Origin of the sequence: Clostridium algifaecis (assembly GCF_017874415.1) — a bacterium.
Classification (GTDB): Bacteria; Bacillota; Clostridia; order Clostridiales; family Clostridiaceae; genus Clostridium_B; species Clostridium_B algifaecis.
The window spans coordinates 33,289-49,658 of the sequence record NZ_JAGGLM010000012.1; the positions used below are offsets into that span (position 1 = coordinate 33,289).

Annotated in this window: 16 protein-coding genes and 1 riboswitch; of the genes, 4 read left to right on the top strand and 12 right to left on the bottom strand. The window is 31.7% G+C overall.

Going from position 1 to position 16,370, the window contains the following annotated elements:
* Nucleotides 1-7 precede the first annotated feature (7 nt).
* Both J2Z42_RS09515 and proB read right to left on the bottom strand, forming a co-directional pair.
* Complete coding sequence (locus J2Z42_RS09515) at nt 8-1,264, bottom strand: glutamate-5-semialdehyde dehydrogenase (protein WP_209702402.1); 1,257 nt, start codon at nt 1,262-1,264, stop codon at nt 8-10.
* 29 nt (nt 1,265-1,293) lie between these two features.
* On the bottom strand, nt 1,294-2,100 hold the full coding sequence (gene proB / locus J2Z42_RS09520; protein WP_209702443.1) for a glutamate 5-kinase: 807 nt from the start codon (nt 2,098-2,100) through the stop codon (nt 1,294-1,296).
* Between the two features lie 138 nt (nt 2,101-2,238).
* On the opposite strand from proB, the gene proC reads away from it, so the two are divergent.
* Entirely contained in the window at nt 2,239-3,048 is an 810-nt protein-coding gene (gene proC, locus J2Z42_RS09525; protein ID WP_209702403.1) for a pyrroline-5-carboxylate reductase, read from the top strand.
* Between the two features lie 53 nt (nt 3,049-3,101).
* Here the strand turns inward: proC and J2Z42_RS09530 are convergent, their stop codons facing one another.
* The 3 genes from J2Z42_RS09530 to J2Z42_RS09540 form a co-directional block, all read right to left on the bottom strand.
* On the bottom strand, nt 3,102-4,361 hold the full coding sequence (locus tag J2Z42_RS09530) for a transglutaminase domain-containing protein (RefSeq protein WP_209702404.1): 1,260 nt from the start codon (nt 4,359-4,361) through the stop codon (nt 3,102-3,104).
* A gap of 41 nt (nt 4,362-4,402) precedes the next feature.
* Nucleotides 4,403-5,278 carry an NAD(P)-dependent oxidoreductase gene (locus tag J2Z42_RS09535; RefSeq protein ID WP_209702405.1) on the bottom strand — a complete coding sequence of 292 codons (876 nt, stop codon included), beginning with the start codon at nt 5,276-5,278 and terminating at the stop codon, nt 4,403-4,405.
* Nucleotides 5,279-5,349: 71 nt separating this feature from the next.
* Nucleotides 5,350-6,579 (bottom strand): Nramp family divalent metal transporter, encoded by a 1,230-nt coding sequence (locus J2Z42_RS09540; protein WP_209702406.1) that lies wholly within the window; start codon nt 6,577-6,579, stop codon nt 5,350-5,352.
* 223 nt (nt 6,580-6,802) lie between these two features.
* Between J2Z42_RS09540 and J2Z42_RS09545 the strand changes: the two genes are divergently transcribed.
* The 3 genes from J2Z42_RS09545 to J2Z42_RS09555 all read left to right on the top strand — a co-directional run bounded on the left by J2Z42_RS09545 (nt 6,803) and on the right by J2Z42_RS09555 (nt 9,273).
* The gene (locus J2Z42_RS09545) at nt 6,803-7,276 is read left to right on the top strand and encodes a metal-dependent transcriptional regulator (RefSeq protein ID WP_209702407.1); all 474 of its coding nucleotides are present in this window, start codon (nt 6,803-6,805) and stop codon (nt 7,274-7,276) included.
* Nucleotides 7,277-7,389: 113 nt separating this feature from the next.
* Nucleotides 7,390-8,199 (top strand): ATP-dependent sacrificial sulfur transferase LarE, encoded by an 810-nt coding sequence (gene larE, locus J2Z42_RS09550; RefSeq protein ID WP_209702408.1) that lies wholly within the window; start codon nt 7,390-7,392, stop codon nt 8,197-8,199.
* A gap of 174 nt (nt 8,200-8,373) precedes the next feature.
* A riboswitch (cyclic di-AMP (ydaO/yuaA leader) is annotated at nt 8,374-8,505 on the top strand.
* Between the two features lie 6 nt (nt 8,506-8,511).
* Nucleotides 8,512-9,273 (top strand): cell wall hydrolase, encoded by a 762-nt coding sequence (locus tag J2Z42_RS09555; protein WP_209702409.1) that lies wholly within the window; start codon nt 8,512-8,514, stop codon nt 9,271-9,273.
* Between the two features lie 87 nt (nt 9,274-9,360).
* Here the strand turns inward: J2Z42_RS09555 and J2Z42_RS09560 are convergent, their stop codons facing one another.
* The 7 genes from J2Z42_RS09560 to panC all read right to left on the bottom strand — a co-directional run bounded on the left by J2Z42_RS09560 (nt 9,361) and on the right by panC (nt 16,364).
* Nucleotides 9,361-10,545 carry a pyridoxal phosphate-dependent aminotransferase gene (locus J2Z42_RS09560; RefSeq protein ID WP_209702410.1) on the bottom strand — a complete coding sequence of 395 codons (1,185 nt, stop codon included), beginning with the start codon at nt 10,543-10,545 and terminating at the stop codon, nt 9,361-9,363.
* Nucleotides 10,546-10,564: 19 nt separating this feature from the next.
* Nucleotides 10,565-11,914: an ATP-binding protein gene (locus J2Z42_RS09565; RefSeq protein ID WP_209702411.1), complete on the bottom strand. Its 1,350-nt coding sequence runs from the start codon at nt 11,912-11,914 to the stop codon at nt 10,565-10,567.
* Nucleotides 11,915-12,029: 115 nt separating this feature from the next.
* Nucleotides 12,030-13,178, bottom strand: a complete 1,149-nt coding sequence (locus tag J2Z42_RS09570; RefSeq protein WP_209702412.1) for an MFS transporter — start codon at nt 13,176-13,178, stop codon at nt 12,030-12,032.
* 84 nt (nt 13,179-13,262) lie between these two features.
* Nucleotides 13,263-13,787, bottom strand: coding sequence for a methyl-accepting chemotaxis protein (locus J2Z42_RS09575; RefSeq protein WP_245331563.1), 525 nt, complete (start codon nt 13,785-13,787; stop codon nt 13,263-13,265).
* A gap of 80 nt (nt 13,788-13,867) precedes the next feature.
* A complete protein-coding gene (locus J2Z42_RS09580; RefSeq protein ID WP_209702414.1) occupies nt 13,868-14,980 on the bottom strand; it encodes a THUMP domain-containing class I SAM-dependent RNA methyltransferase in 1,113 nt (370 codons plus the stop codon).
* Between the two features lie 127 nt (nt 14,981-15,107).
* A complete protein-coding gene (gene panD / locus J2Z42_RS09585) occupies nt 15,108-15,491 on the bottom strand; it encodes an aspartate 1-decarboxylase (protein ID WP_209702415.1) in 384 nt (127 codons plus the stop codon).
* Nucleotides 15,492-15,518: 27 nt separating this feature from the next.
* Nucleotides 15,519-16,364 (bottom strand): pantoate--beta-alanine ligase, encoded by an 846-nt coding sequence (gene panC / locus J2Z42_RS09590; RefSeq protein WP_209702416.1) that lies wholly within the window; start codon nt 16,362-16,364, stop codon nt 15,519-15,521.
* Nucleotides 16,365-16,370: the final 6 nt, after the last annotated feature.

A 16,370-nucleotide genomic window follows, 5' to 3' on the forward strand; every position in this document is an offset into this window, starting at 1 on the left:
TTATAAATTATTCTCTTATCTGTCCATCTCCATAAATTATATATTTTGATGTTGTAAGTTCATTCAGTCCCATAGGTCCTCTTGCATGAAGTTTTTGGGTGCTTATTCCTATTTCTCCTCCAAATCCAAACTGTCCTCCATCTGTAAACCTTGAAGAAGCATTTACATAAACTGCTGCCGCATCCACTTCCTTTAAGAATTTTTCAGAATTAAAGTAATTGTTTGTCACAATAACTTCAGAATGCTTAGTTCCATATTTATATATATGTTCTATTGCATCATCTATAGAAGGTACAACTTTAATTGCCAGTATCAGATCTAAAAATTCAGTTGCCCAATCATCATCTGTTGCAGGAAGTATATCTTCTACAATTTTTCTTGTAATATCACAGCCTCTTATTTCAACATTCAAGGCTTTTAATCTTTGACACATATGTGGAAGAAATTTATCTGCAATATCCTTATGCACAAGAAGTGTTTCCATTGCATTACAAACTCCCGGTCTTTGAGTTTTGGCATTTATGACTATATTCTCTGCCATTTCAAAATCAGCATCGCTGTCTACATATACATGACAATTTCCAAGTCCCGTTTCTATTACAGGCACTGTAGAATTCTTTACTACATTCTTTATAAGACCTGCTCCGCCTCTTGGTATGAGAACGTCTATATATTCATTTAATTTCATCATGACTTCTACGGATTCTCTGTCTGTTATGTCTATAAACTGTATTGCTCCCTTTTCAATTCCAGATTCTTCACAAGCTTTTGATATTACATTATATATTGCAATATTTGAATTTATTGCCTCACTTCCGCCCTTTAATATAACTGCATTTCCTGATTTTATGCACAGTGCTGCTGCATCTACCGTAACGTTAGGTCTTGCCTCATAAATAATGCCTATAGTTCCAAGTGGAACTCTCATTTTTCCTATTCTTATTCCATTTGGCCTTTTCCACATTTTTGTTACCTCTCCCACTGGATCTGGTAATGCTGCCGTATCATTCAATGTATTTGCCATATTCTCTATTCTTTTATCATCTAACATAAGTCTATCAATTAGTGATTCTGAAATACCTTTATTTCTGGCATTTTTTACATCCTTTTTATTCTCATCTATTATATAATCACTATTTTTCAAAAGTGCTTTTCCCATATTTAAAAGTGCTTTGTTTTTAGCTAAAGTACCTGTATATGAGAGCTTTCTTGAAGCATTTTTAGCAAGTCTGCATTTTTCTATAACATATTTTTTTATATCCATTATAATCCATCCTTTTCAATTAACAGTTTTTAGCTGTTCTTCTTAGCTACAAACAGGGTTCCCACATTTTCACATGAAATTACATTTCTTATTATATCCCTAACTTCTCCATTTGCAATTATCATGGATACACCATTCGAAGTTGCAATTTTTGCAGCTTTTATTTTTGTTGCCATGCCTCCTGTGCCAAGCTCACTGCCTGCTCCCCCAGCACATCCTACTATTTTATCGTCTATTTGCATAACTTCATCTATTAAAACAGCGTTTGGATTGTCTTTTGGGTTATCATTATAAAGTCCATCTATATCAGATAAAAGTATTAATAAATCTGCACCTATAATAGATGCAACTCTAGCAGATAAAGTGTCATTATCTCCAAATTTAATTTCGTCTACAACTATGGCATCATTTTCATTTACTATAGGTATAACTCCCCTCTCAAGCAAAACCGAGAAAGTATTTTTAGCATTCAAAAGCCTGTCCTTATGAGATATATCTTCCCTGGTAATAAGTATCTGTCCTACAGTTTTTCCATATTCTGAAAAAAACTTTTCGTAAGTATTCATAAGTATTCCCTGCCCTACAGCAGCAGCAGCCTGATTTTCAGGAATATCTTTTGGTTTTTCCTTTAAACCTAATTTTCCTATTCCTGCACCTATAGCACCTGAAGTAACAACAACTACTTCCTTCCCGGAACTTTGTAAATCGGCAATTTGTCTTACTAAATGTTCTACCATGTATAGATTTAAAAGTCCATTTTTATATGTCAGAGTTGATGTTCCAACCTTGATTACTATTCTTTTGGCACCCTCTATATATTTCTGTCTATCATTCATGATTGTATAATTTTGATTGTACCCCTGCAGCACATTCATTAACTCCTTTTATAATTTTAGTGTATAATTGAATATAGTATACATCTATTCTAAAAATTATATCATAAAAATTTATAAGTTTTCAAGGAGTGTTGACTAATGGACAGTAAGCTCGGTTTAATTGGATGCGGAAATATGGCACAAGCTATTATAGGTGGAGTTGTAAACTCTGGAACTATCTCACCTAAGAACATAGTTGTAAGTAACCCATCTGATGGTAAATTAATAAGTGTAAAAGATAAATACAAAGTTCTGACAACTAACGACAATACATATACAGCTAAAAATTCTGACATAATTATACTTTCTGTAAAGCCTAATAAATATCCTGAAGTAATTGCTGAAATTAAAGATTGTGTAAAATCAGATGTGATAATTGTTACAATTGCTGCAGGCATTACTATAGAAAAAACAAAATCACTATTTGGTAAAGATATAAAAATTGCAAGGACTATGCCAAATACACCTGCAATGGTTCAGGAAGCTATGACTGCTATATGTTTTGGAAATAATTTAGACGACAAGAACAAAGAACAGGTTTCAGCTATATTTAACAGTCTTGGTGAATCTGAAATTGTCGATGAAAAATTAATGGATGTTGTAACAGGTGTAAGTGGTTCTTCCCCTGCATATGTGTATATGTTTATAGAAGCTATGGCAGATGCAGCAGTGCTTCAAGGTATGCCAAGAAAAAGTGCTTATAAATTTGCAGCCCAATCGGTACTTGGATCAGCTAAAATGGTTCTAAAAACAGAACTTCATCCAGGTGTATTAAAGGACAACGTATGTTCTCCCTCAGGGACTACAATTGATGCAGTACGTTCACTTGAAAAAAATAACTTTAGATATGCAGTAATAGATGCTGTAAATACCTGTACTGAAAAATCAAAACAGATGTCAAAGCAGTAATAATTTTAATAATGACTGAACCTTCTTTTATAACAAGTTCAGTCATTATTTTTTTAAACAAAACCAAATAAACTTGATGTATTGTATCTTCTCTCCATAAGCATTATGTTTCTATAACTGTACTCAGTACCATTAGCCTGAGGATATTCTCCTTTTGTCCAGCTGTGATCCACTGAAAGTTCCGAATCCGTCAGATTAAAATAGTTATGGGAAATAACATCTGCCCCACTACTTGTTACAGGATCATCCCAGGTAGTATCAACATCGTAGTACTGCCCCTGTATTTTGACTACATTCCATGCATGTCCAACCCATGTTCCATCCCCATTATTAGCTTCTCCTATTACCATTGTGTTCTCTATTCCAGCTGCCGTTAGAAGCCTATACATGGCATCTGCATATCCCTGACAAACTCCAATACCATTTATTAAAACACCATAAGCTGTATAAGAATCAGTCGGCATATTTCCTGTTTCCGCCCTTTGATCATACTTTGTATTATTAACAACATAGTCATGAATTGCCAGCTCTTTTTCATAATCCTTCATATTGGAATCAGTAACACTATTAACTACTTTTGAAACTTTTTCCTTTATCAGGTTATCTTTTTTTACCAAATTATCCTTAGTATCGCTGTACTTAAACTCTATACTCATATTTACAGGACTACTGTAAGTAATAGTACATGAAGCACTTTCATACCATGCTCTTAAATCTGGCGAATCATCCATCACTTTATCTATAACACTCAAACTGTATGTATTTTTGTCATAATTATTTATATTGACAACTAATTTTGAATCATAATTCGAGAGTGCCTTTTTTAAAGCATTATAATAATCAGTATAACTATTTATATTTATTGCATTATCATCGCTTGTTGAATCTGTATTAGTTACCACACTGCTAGTTGGTTTTTTAATCTCATCTATCTTGAAATTATACTTGACAGATTGATTTAATGTATTCCCGTATATATCTTTCAGCCCATTACTTACAGTTAACGTATAACTTTTTCCTTCCACATATGATTCTTTTGGAGAAATCTGGAGTATATTCTTATTAGCGCTTGAAATATTTAATGCTATATTTGAATTATTGTCATCTTCATAAACTTTGACAAAATCTTTTGCAGAATTTACATCCACATCTTTATTAAAGGTTACATTAATTGTCTTATTTGAGTCTGTACTTGTTACTACTCCATTAGTATTCCAAACTTTATAATTTTCATCAGCATAAACAGTTTGTCCCATAAAAAGAAGTATAAAAATTGAAAACGACAAAATTAGTCCATATACTTTCTTTAACACAATATCACCCCCAATAAATGCTTTATTAAATAAATTATACCTTATTTATTCAGTAATTCATATAAAACCTGTGTTCCACAATCTCCTTTATTTTCATTTAGTAGTTCATCATATAGTGATTTTGCAAGCTTAAGTCCGGGAGTTTCAAGCTTCATATCTTTGGCTTCACTTAGTGCTATATTCATATCCTTTATAAAGTGTTTAACATAAAATCCCGGTTCAAAATCACCCTTTGCCATTCTAGGTGCTAAATTGCTAAGAGACCAGCTTCCTGCTGCTCCTGTTTCTATACTTTTAAGTACATTTTCAACATTAAGTCCAGCTTTTTTTGCATATACCATAGCTTCGCATACACCCATCATATTTGACGCTATTGCTATCTGATTGCACATTTTAGTATGCTGACCCGCTCCTGCTTGCCCCTGCCATACTATATTTTTTCCCATTAGCTGAAATATAGGTTTCATTTTTTCGTATATATTTTTATCTCCTCCTACCATAATAGAAAGATTAGCATTTTTTGCACCTACATCCCCTCCAGATACAGGTGCATCCAGAGAATATATATTTTTTTCTATGGCAGCATCATAAATTTTCTTTGCAAGAGATGGTTTAGATGTAGTCATGTCAATAATTATACTTCCTGTTTTTGCATTCTTGATGATTCCATTTTCATTCAAGTATATTTCTTCTACATCTTTAGGATAACCAACTATAGAAATAATGACATCCGATTCTTTTGAAATTTCTTCTACTGTGTCCTTCCACCTGGCTCCTTTTTTAACTAAATTATCAGCTTTTGACTTGGTCCTATTATATACCAAAAGATTATATCCGCCATTTAATATATTCATTGCCATACTGTTTCCCATTACACCGGTTCCAATAAATCCAACTGTTATATTATCTCTACTCATGAATATCCCACCTTTACAACTATATTTATAATATATGATATCTATATTATACATTAACTTACCCAATATTTCTAACTTAAAGTGACAACTATGAGTACCACATTTAAAACTATTATTAATGCAGCAATCATAATTCCTACAATCTTAGTAGCTAATTTATTAACTAAAACACCCATTAAGTCTTTACGCCTTGCAATATATAATAATTGAATAATCGGAAAGGGAAGTATAAAACTAAGAACTACCTGACTTAAGACAAGAGCTTTCATAGGATCAAAGCCCATAAATATTATTATCATAGCTGGAGCCATAGTAATTAATCTTCTTACATTCACAGGTATGCTTAAATTCACAAACCCTCTCATAATAACCTGACCTGCCATAGTTCCAACTGCTGAAGAAGATAGTCCTGAAGCTAAAAGTGCAATTCCAAAAGCAGCACTTGAAAGTGAACCTAAGAGAGGCTGAAGTGACTTATGCGCTTCTTCTATTGTATTTACCTGCATGCCATTTTTATAAAATACTGCAGCAGAAACTATAACCATTGCAGCATTAACTATAAATGCTATATTCATGGCTAATGCTATATCTAGCTTTTCCATTTTTAGATGATTTAATTTTTCATCACCATAAAAATTATTTTTTCTATACTGCACTAGTTCTGAATGCAAGTAAATTACATGCGGCATAACTGTAGCTCCAAGCATACCAACTGCAATCAAAAGATCTTTATTACCGGATATCATTGGCACCACAGTATGTATTGCTATGGTGCCAAAATCAGGTTTTGCCAGAAACAATTCAATTACATATGCTATACATATAATAGATACAAGTACTCCTATTATAATTTCTACAATTCTCTGTCCATATTTTTGTGTATAACATATAAATAATGTTATTATGCCAGTTAATATTCCAGCATATACAAGTGGAATTCCAAATAGCAAATATAATCCTAACGCGCCTCCAAAAAATTCCGCTAAATCCGTCGCCATGGCCCCTATTTCAGCAATTATCCAAAAAAAATAATTTATGGATTTCGGAAAAAATTTAGAACATAACTGTGGAAGATTGCACCCTGTAGCTATACCAACTTTGGCTGACATTGTTTGAAGAAATATTGCTGCTATATTACTCCACACGACAACCCATATAAGTTCATAACTAAATGTGGAACCAGCTGTAATATTAGTTGCAAAGTTTCCAGGATCAATATATGCTACACTAATAATAAAAGCTGGTCCTAAGAATTTAGACATTGTTTTAAATCTAACTCTTATGTTTAGTTCTGATTCCATTTTTTATTCACTCCTTGTTTATTGGACAATTAGAAATTCACAGTGAACAATTTTCCATCATAAAGTAAAAAAGATTGTTAACTGAGTACAAGTATATTAACCTAAGCTAATTATTTATATTAATAAATTATGTGTGCCCATATAAAATTGTTACAATATGTAATTTTATTTTTTATCGATCATATAATTTACTAAGGACTATATGTTTAAAGCAGGTGAAAGTATGGATGAAGACAAGTTTTTTACTTTTAATGAATATATGAAAAAAGATGAAAATCTTTTAACTGCCTCAATGGAAGATTATGTTGAAATGATTTATAGATTATCAATAGATTGCGGCTTTACAAGAGTGCATGATCTATCGGAATCACTGAATGTTCAGCCCCCTTCCGTCACTAAAATGATACAGAAGCTGTCAAAGCTTAAAATTCTAAAGTATGAAAAATATGGAGTTGTAATGCTCGAGAACAGTGGTATAAAAATAGCCAAATATCTTGTGCACAGACACAAAACTATAGAAAAATTTTTAAAGCTTATAGGAGTGAATGATGAGAAAATTTTACAAGAAACAGAAAAAATGGAGCATACTATAGATAAACAAACTGTAGATTGCTTTGATAAATATGTGAAATTTATAGATGATAACCCATATATAGATTTACAATTTAAAAATTACAAAGAGTCAACAAATAACTAAAATAAAGAATCCCTTTACTAAAAATAAAGAGGTTCTTTCTTTATCCTTTCCTTATTAAAATTATGTTATAATTAATAAGTAAAATAAATTTAAGATGATATTGGGGGGTTAACATGGCTGATAAGTTAGAACTACTAAAAGAAAATCTCAAGAAATTTGAAAGTGCCGTTGTTGCGTTTTCAGGTGGAGTAGACAGCACTTTTCTCTTAAAAGTTGCACACGAAGTTCTAGGTAATAATGTTATTGCTGTAACTGCTACTTCTTCTACATATCCTAAAAGAGAATTAAATGAGGCTAAAAAATATGCTAAATCCATGGAAGTAAAACATATAATCATAAATTCTGAAGAATTGGATATTAAGGGATATGCTAAAAATCCTGTAAATAGATGCTATTATTGCAAAAAAGAATTGTTTTCAAAGCTTCAAAATGTTGCAAAAGAAAACGGTGCAAAATATGTCTTTGATGGTTCCAATCTTGATGATACCGGAGATTACAGGCCGGGAATGGAAGCTGCAAAAGAACTCGGTGTAGTAAGTCCACTAAAGGATGCCAAACTAACTAAAGATGATATAAGAGCATACTCCAAAGAAATGGGCCTTCCAACATGGAACAAGCCATCTTTTGCATGCCTGTCCTCAAGATTTCCATACGGAAATGAAATAAACAGCAAAAAATTAAAGATGGTAGAGGATTCGGAACAATTCTTACTTGATCTCGGTTTCAAACAGGTAAGAGTAAGATATCATGGACAAATTGCAAGAATAGAAGTTGCCCCTGATGAAAGAAGTAAATTTTTTGATTTAGATATTATGGACAAAGTTGGGAAAAAGCTTAAAGAAATAGGTTTTACTTATGTAACTTTAGATGTTTCAGGCTATAAAACTGGAAGTATGAATGCCGGGTTAAAAGTTAATAATTAATAGTTAAGAAATATTTCAAGGGGCTGTCCACTAATTTTTTAGTGCGACAGCCCCTTTCTTAATTATCATCTAATAATTGTTAATCATGCATATTTTTCTGATGGAATAGTTTTTTATGCCTGAACTCCCAGTGATTTAATATAGATATCTTCTGTAATCATTGTTAAGATAGCATATGTAGACAAGCCTAAATCTCAACAAAATGAGATACGGGGGATACATTATTTGGGGTGAATCTTTTTTTAAAAGGTAGGGTATCTCTGCCCGAACCCGTCAGCTAACCTCGTAGGCAAACAGGGAGGAAAATTAATTATGAATTTTAAAAAAATCAGAACAATCTTTTTTGCCGCGGCATTTTCAATGCTGTCTTTCACAAATGTATATGCAGCCAGTTACACTATTAAACCTTATGACTCACTTTATAAAATAGGGTTATTATTTAAAACCACTCCAGACACTATAATGAAAAATAACAATCTTGCTACAAGTCAAATATACCCGAATCAGGTTCTGAAAATTGATTCAAAAACTTACACAGTACAACCATCTGATACTCTTTATTTAATAGCAAAAAAATATAATATATCTATTGATGCATTAATAGCAGCCAATAATACAGCAAGATATATATATCCCGGTCAAATACTCAATATCCCTGGTGGAATTGTTTTTAAAGGGACAAGCTCTACAAAATCACCTATAGTTCCATACACTCAAAGTGACTTAGATTTACTTGCAAGGCTAGTAACTGCAGAAGCGGAAACTGAACCTTATACAGCAAAGGTTGCAGTAGCAGCTGTTGTATTAAATAGAGTAAAAAGTTCTCAGTTTCCATCTACTATAAAGGATGTAATCTATGAAAAATCCTCTGGATATTATCAGTTTACTCCAGTATCAAATGGATGGATAAACAAGACAGCTTCTGCTGATTCAAAAAAGGCTGCACTTGAAGCTTTATACGGTTCTGATCCAACAAAAGGTGCTATTTATTACTTTGACGATTCTGCTACAAATAAATGGCTCTGGTCAAGACCTTTAGCTTTGAAAGTTGGAAAAATGATATTTACCTACTAATTTAAATTAGCAGGTAAAAAATAGGATAAGGTGAGCCATATGGTTCACCTTATCCTATTTTTATAAATTAAAACATACATTAACTATCTAAATATATTTTTTTGCAAGTTTATCAAAGCTGTCTAAAGACCTTTCTATCTGTTCATATGAAATACAGTATGATAGTCTGAAATGACCCGGACACTTAAAAGACGAACCTGGAACTATAAGTAAATTAAATTTCTTTGCTTCCTTTGCAAATTCTTTGTCATCTGGAATTAAAGACTTAGGAAATAAATAGAAAGCTCCTTCTGGTTTTACACAGGAAAATCCTATTTTTACAAGGTGGTTATAAAGAAGATCTCTATTTTTCTTATATATATTGACATCTACTTTTGAATCAATGCATTTTGCAATTACTCTCTGAAACATGGATGGAGCATTTACAAATCCTAAAATTCTATTTGCAACATTAAGAGCAGCCATTACATCTTTAAAATCATCCATTTCAGTATTACAAACTACATATCCTATTCTCTCACCAGGAAGTGAAAGTGATTTGCTATAGGAATATCCTACAATTGAATTTCTATAATAATTTAATATGTAAGGAACCTTCACCCCATCATATGCTATTTCTCTGTAAGGTTCATCTGAAATTAAATATATACTGCTGTTAAGTTGCTGCTGTTTTCTCTCAAGAACTTCCCCTAACTCCTTAATAAGCTTTTCTGAATAAACTATACCTGTTGGATTATTTGGTGAATTTATTATTACTGCCTTTGTTTTACTATTTATTGCATCTTCAAGTGCATTTAAATCAGGTTCAAAAGTTTCTGTATTTGATGGAACAATTACAAGCTGTCCATCAAAATTTTTTACATAGTTTTCATATTCTCCAAAGAATGGTGAAAAAGTAATAACTTCATCTCCCGGGTTCAAAAGAGTCTTTAAAACAATATTCAAACCACCTGCAGCACCACATGTCATTATAAGATTATCCTCAGTCAGTTTCAAATCATACTTTTTATTAATATGTTTTGCAATTATATCCCTTACATCCTCATAGCCTGAATTGCTCATATATCCATGAACTAAATTTGGAGATTCTTCAGATAATATTTCTGTTATTGCTTTTTTTATATCTTCTGGTGGCTCTACATTTGGGTTTCCAAGGCTGTAATCAAACACATTTTCTGCACCATATATAGCTGCTAATCTTTTTCCTTCTTCAAACATTGCCCTTATTATAGAACTTTTAGATACATAATCCTTCATTTTATCAGATATCATATTTATTCCTCCAATATTTTTATTTATTTTCTATTTTATTTTTCCCTTCTATCCAATCAATAAATTGTACAGCTGTCCTTGCGGAAGGTCCGTTATACCACATTTCCCATTTTACAGCTTCTCTATGAAGAGTCTTCCTGTCAATTTTTAATTTTCTTTTATCTGCAATTCCATCTACAATTTCTAAGTATCTTTTCTTATCAGGAGATGAAAATAGTACATTTATACCAAATCTATCTGCAAGAGAAAGTTTTTCCTGCCTGCTGTCACCATAATGTATTTCCCCATCACCACGCTGAGATTTAGCAGAATCCCTATCGCTGAAATATTCTTTTACCAGATGCCTCCTATTTGAAGTTGCATATATTAAAATATTTCTTGATTTGCTTTCAATTCCACCCTCAAGTATAGATTTAAGTGCTGTATAACTTTCTTCATTATCTCCAAATACCAAATCATCTATAAATATAATAAATTTCTGAGGTTTATCCTTTAATTGTCTTATTATATCAGGAAAATCTATAATATGAGCTTTAGGCAGCTCTATCATTCGAAGCCCATCTTTATAATATTTATTAAGTATTGCTTTCACAGTAGATGATTTTCCTGTCCCCCTGTCACCATATAAAAGCACATTGTTGGACGGGAATCCTTTTAAAAATTGAACAGTGTTCTCTATTACAATTTTTCTTTCGTTTTCATATCCTATAAAATCTGAAAGCTCCACTGGATCTGGATTGCTTATACACTTAAACTGTGACTTTCCATCAACATATTCCCATACAAATGCCCTGTAAAATGCAAATATGCCACAGCCATAATTTTGATGAAATTTTTTCAAATCATAAATGCATTCATTCCAATTATCGCTGTTATATAAGCTCTCCTTAATCAATTTTATATGTTCTGGAATATTTGTAAGATCAAGTTTTTCTACTTCGCCCCATTGTGGAAATTCTTCTATTACATTTTTAAACTTATTCTTATCAAAAATCTTCAAAAGTCTGTCCTTTATAAAGCTGCCCTTCAAGCTGGCAATAAATTGAAGTTTTTTCAAATCATTAGCTGCAGCATCTTCAATATTTTTATGCTTCTCTATCCTTGAAAAAGCATTTTCATCAAACAAAATTTTGTTTATAATATACTCCTTTAAGGAATTCGTCCCGCTTTCTGAAAGATTAAAGAAAAAATTATTATATAATTCTGCTGTATGGTCTAGTTCTACTTTTTCGCCATCTGCATAATTCAAAAATAAATATAAACTATTTACAACTTTATCCTTCAGTAAATTTCTATAAACTGAAATTGAATTTAGTGAAAGTTTTGCATTTTTAATGTCAAAACTTACATTTGAATTTGTATTTTCCATAAAAAGCCCCCTAAATTTGGAAATTGATTTTAGAATAAGTTTATATTTATTCTAACATAATAATCCAACTTTTTTAATCGTTTTAAACGACAAAAGCATTTCGTGTAACAAATATCTATTTCTTTTTAAGAACTAAATAATGTACAGAGACAATAAATATATAAACATAGAAAACTATTTGAATTATAAAAACATACGTAATTTTTATTCCACCTGCAAATCCTATCATATAAGTTAAAAACATAGCACCAAAATTATTAAATATCACCATGACAGATGAAGTAGAAGTAATATCTTTCCTTTCAACATTTTGTATAATATGTCCCTGTAATGCAGGATATATCAGTGACATAGTCAAACCAATAATGCCAATTCCTATTAATGCCTGAATTTTACTTGTACCAGATAATATTATAAATATTCCTATAATAGCTATTAAAGGAGCAACCGACAAATATTCAAGTCTTCCTACTTTATATAAAAATTTGTCTCCTACAGCCCTTCCAAAAGTAAATAGAATCCAGAATCCAGAAAGAATATTTGGTACTTCAGCCTTGCTCATACCATAATATTTTTCAAGAAAACCACCCGTCCAGTTTGTAGTTGATATTTCTGCACCAACATAAAAAAATATAGCTATTGATAAAAGCAATACAAAAGATTTCTTTAATACACTAAAAGAAAATTTACTAGAAGGAACATTATTTATATCATTTAATGATACATCGTCAATCTTAGTTGCAATAATCACAAATAGGCACATAAGTACTATATGAATAATATAAGTATAATTAAATTTCATTCCATTTCTAAGTACAAATCTGTCTATAGGCAATATTAAAATTCCACCTAAACCAAAACAAGCATTATAAAGTCCAAATTTCTGATATCTTTTAGGCAATAGTGAAAGCATTGCACTTAAAAACACATAATTCATACCAATTGCTAATCCTGCTATAAAGTATCCAAATAATAACACATAAAAAGATCTGGATATCAAAATTATAAAGCTTGAAAAAATCACACATGAAAATCCCGTATATATTCCTTTTTTTATTCCCAATGCCGGCATTAATTTTGCACCTACTATACTCATTACAAACGAAGCAAAATAAACTACCGGTGGAAGTATTGCAATCGTATTGCCGGATAAATTATATGTTTTCTCTATTGTAGTTATGAAGGGTGACATAGTGTTTGAAAATAAAGATAAAAGAAAAGAACCTAAAAATACAATAATCATGTTTTTTAAATCTTTATTCATTGAAGTTCTCCTAATTAAAAAAGTTTTAACAAATATTAAAATGGCTTATATATTTTATATAAGTCATTTAATATATTTATATACTTATTTATTGGTATTGCCTGATATGTTTAAAAGTTTAGTTGATAATTCACTAAGTTTTTGACTTCCAGCTGCTATTTGTTCAGCCTGAGCGGCCTGAGTCTTACTACTGCTAGAAAATTCATTTAATACATTTACTATACTGTTTATATTTTCTTTAATTTTTGCCAGTGTATCATTAATCTGTCTGGTTGAATCCTTACTATTTGCAGCAAGTTTCCTTATTTCTCCTGCTACGACTGAAAATCCTCTACCATGTTCGCCTGCCCTGGCAGCTTCAATTGAAGCATTAAGTCCTAACAGATTTGTAGTATCTGCAATACTTTTTATGTACTTTATTATATCATCCATACTGGATATACCTTCTTGAGTTTCATTAATCAAATTTCCTACATTTTCGCTATTACTAGACATCTTTTGTGTAGAAGTTGCCAGCTCTTCAGATGAAGCTGCCAGTTCCTGTGAAAATGCCTGTAATTCATTTGCCATTTCTATTTCCTTATTCTGTTTTTCTTCAGATACTTCCATTCTAAACCCCTCCATAAATCAATTTTGTCATTAAAAATATTTTATTTATGTATTAAGTATACCAAATATTAGTGCTTACGTTAACTATAATACTGATAATAATGACATTTTAGTTTGCCATTGTAAAGTTTTCTGTTCTTGTTTGATTTTTTACCAAAATGTTTTTCAAAACCATCATGGGCTGTTATTATAAAATATGACCATCCCTTAAGTTTTGAAAATACGCTTCCAATATCTTCATAAAGTTTTTCAGCTTCTTTTAGTTCTCCGAGTCTTTCTCCATATGGTGGATTGCTTATTATAAAGCCACATGTCTTTTTTGATGTAAAATCCTGAACAGGCATTTTTTTAAATTCTATACAATCTGACACACCTGCCTTTTTAGCATTGATCCTTGCAGTACTAATTACCCATCCATCTATATCAGATGCCATTATAGCAAGTTTATTGTCATTTATAGAATTTTTGGCATATCTTCTTAAATCTTCCCATATATCTTGCGGAATTATGCCCCATTGTTCTGAAACGAATCTTCTATTCAGGCCAGGTGCTATATTTTTTCCTATCAAGGCTGCTTCAATGGCAATAGTTCCTGAACCACACATAGGATCGCATAATGTTATCGATGGCTCCCATTTGCTTAAAAGCACCAGGGCTGCTGCAAGAGTTTCTTTAATTGGTGCACCCCCGGAATTTTTTCTGTATCCCCTTTTGTGAAGCCCCTCACCCGAGGTATCTACGGTTAACGTAACTATATCCTTCAATATTCCTACTTCTATTTTATACTCCGCACCTGTTTCCTCAAATTTTTCTAAATTGTATTTACTCTTCATAGCTTCAACTACTGCCTTTTTAACTATGGACTGACAATCAGGAACACTGTGCAATTTTGACTTAACTGACTTTCCCGTTATATGCATAAAGGCATCTTCAGGCATAAGTCCTGCCCAATCAACAGAACGTGTACCCTGAAAAAGTTCTTCAAAACTCTCCGCTTTAAATTCTGCCATTTTTATAAGTACCCTGTCAGCTGTTCTAAGCCATAAATTACAGGTAACTATATCCATCTCGTCACCACTAAAAGTTACTTTTCCATTTTCTACTTTCAAATCATCATATCCAAGATTTTTAAGTTCTTTTGCCACTACAGATTCAAGTCCAAAGGTAGCGGTTGCAATCAATGTATAATCCATTTTTACTCTCCTATTATAATATAGTCATGAGGTTATCATACAATACTAGTTTAAACAATTCAATAATAAATACCCCATAAACTTTATATAAAAAATTTTGGGGTATTTATATTTTTATCTTTTAATATTATTTTATTTCTCCATGTCTTTCATAATTCGTTACTTCTGAAATGGAGTTGTCATCATTCACAAATACTACTGTTGGCTTATACTCTCTAGCTTCACAATCATCCATCTGTCCATAAGTCATAAGAATAACTTTATCACCTGGTTGTACATATCTTGCAGCCGCACCATTAAGACAAACTACTTTACTTCCTCTTTTACCAGCTATAACATACGTTTCAAGTCTGCTTGCATTGTTTACATTTACCACTTGAATTTTTTCATATTCAATTATATTTGCATTATCCATCAATTTTTTATCAATTGTTATACTTCCTACATAATTAAGATTTGCTTCCGTAACTGTCGCCCTGTGAATTTTAGATTTTAGTATGTTTATCTGCATAATTTTCCTCCTAAGTTCCAAATAAATTTACATTTTAAAAGTAAAGTTGTCTATAAGTCTTGTTTTACCAATATAAACTGCAATTGCGACCAGAACAGGTTTATTAATGTTGAAAGCAGGTTTTAAATTTGAGCTATCCACTATCTCAACATAATCCACTTTAGCCAAACTCTCTGAATTCAATTTTTCAATAATTATATCTTTTACTTTATTTGCATCTCTTTCACCCTCATTTAAAGACTGTTTAGCTAAATTAAGGCTCTTATTCAAAATCAAAGCCGCTTTTCTTTCTTCATTCGAAAGATAAATATTCCTCGAGCTCCTGGCAAGTCCATCGCTTTCCCTTACTATAGGACAGCCCACTATTTCAATATCAAAGTTTAAATCTCTGACCATTCTCTTTATAACAGCCAGCTGCTGTGCATCTTTTTCTCCAAAATATGCTCTGTCAGGAGTTACTATGTTAAAAAATTTTGAAACTACTAAACAAACTCCTCCAAAATGGACAGGCCTTTTTGCACCACACAAGCCTTCAGTTAATCCAGCTACATTTACAGTAGTACTTGCATCATCATAGTACATTTCTGAAGGATCTGGATTAAAGATTAAATTTGCCCCTGCCTTCTCACATACGGTTTCATCTCTTTTAATATCCCTTGGATAAGCCTCTAAATCTTCATTTGGTCCAAATTGAGTTGGATTTACAAATATACTTACAACTACCCTGTCATTTTCTTCTGATGCCCTTTTAATAAGACTCTCATGACCTTCATGCAAAAAACCCATTGTAGTCACAAGCCCAACAGTAAGCCCTTCTTTTCTCCATTTTTTTATTTCATTTCTTACTTCTTTTATTGAATGTACTGTATTCATCATCAA

Excerpts from the sequence above, each read along its gene's own strand:
- J2Z42_RS09515 (WP_209702402.1), bottom strand. The coding sequence starts at position 1,264 with ATGGATATAAAAAAATATGTTATAGAAAAATGCAGACTTGCTAAAAAT.
- proB (WP_209702443.1), bottom strand. The coding sequence starts at position 2,100 with ATGAATGATAGACAGAAATATATAGAGGGTGCCAAAAGAATAGTAATC.
- proC (WP_209702403.1), top strand. The coding sequence starts at position 2,239 with ATGGACAGTAAGCTCGGTTTAATTGGATGCGGAAATATGGCACAAGCT.
- J2Z42_RS09535 (WP_209702405.1), bottom strand. The coding sequence starts at position 5,278 with ATGAGTAGAGATAATATAACAGTTGGATTTATTGGAACCGGTGTAATG.
- J2Z42_RS09540 (WP_209702406.1), bottom strand. The coding sequence starts at position 6,579 with ATGGAATCAGAACTAAACATAAGAGTTAGATTTAAAACAATGTCTAAA.
- J2Z42_RS09545 (WP_209702407.1), top strand. The coding sequence starts at position 6,803 with ATGGATGAAGACAAGTTTTTTACTTTTAATGAATATATGAAAAAAGAT.
- larE (WP_209702408.1), top strand. The coding sequence starts at position 7,390 with ATGGCTGATAAGTTAGAACTACTAAAAGAAAATCTCAAGAAATTTGAA.
- J2Z42_RS09555 (WP_209702409.1), top strand. The coding sequence starts at position 8,512 with ATGAATTTTAAAAAAATCAGAACAATCTTTTTTGCCGCGGCATTTTCA.
- J2Z42_RS09560 (WP_209702410.1), bottom strand. The coding sequence starts at position 10,545 with ATGATATCTGATAAAATGAAGGATTATGTATCTAAAAGTTCTATAATA.
- J2Z42_RS09565 (WP_209702411.1), bottom strand. The coding sequence starts at position 11,914 with ATGGAAAATACAAATTCAAATGTAAGTTTTGACATTAAAAATGCAAAA.
- J2Z42_RS09570 (WP_209702412.1), bottom strand. The coding sequence starts at position 13,178 with ATGAATAAAGATTTAAAAAACATGATTATTGTATTTTTAGGTTCTTTT.
- J2Z42_RS09575 (WP_245331563.1), bottom strand. The coding sequence starts at position 13,787 with ATGGAAGTATCTGAAGAAAAACAGAATAAGGAAATAGAAATGGCAAAT.
- J2Z42_RS09580 (WP_209702414.1), bottom strand. The coding sequence starts at position 14,980 with ATGGATTATACATTGATTGCAACCGCTACCTTTGGACTTGAATCTGTA.
- panD (WP_209702415.1), bottom strand. The coding sequence starts at position 15,491 with ATGCAGATAAACATACTAAAATCTAAAATTCACAGGGCGACAGTTACG.
- panC (WP_209702416.1), bottom strand. The coding sequence starts at position 16,364 with ATGAATACAGTACATTCAATAAAAGAAGTAAGAAATGAAATAAAAAAA.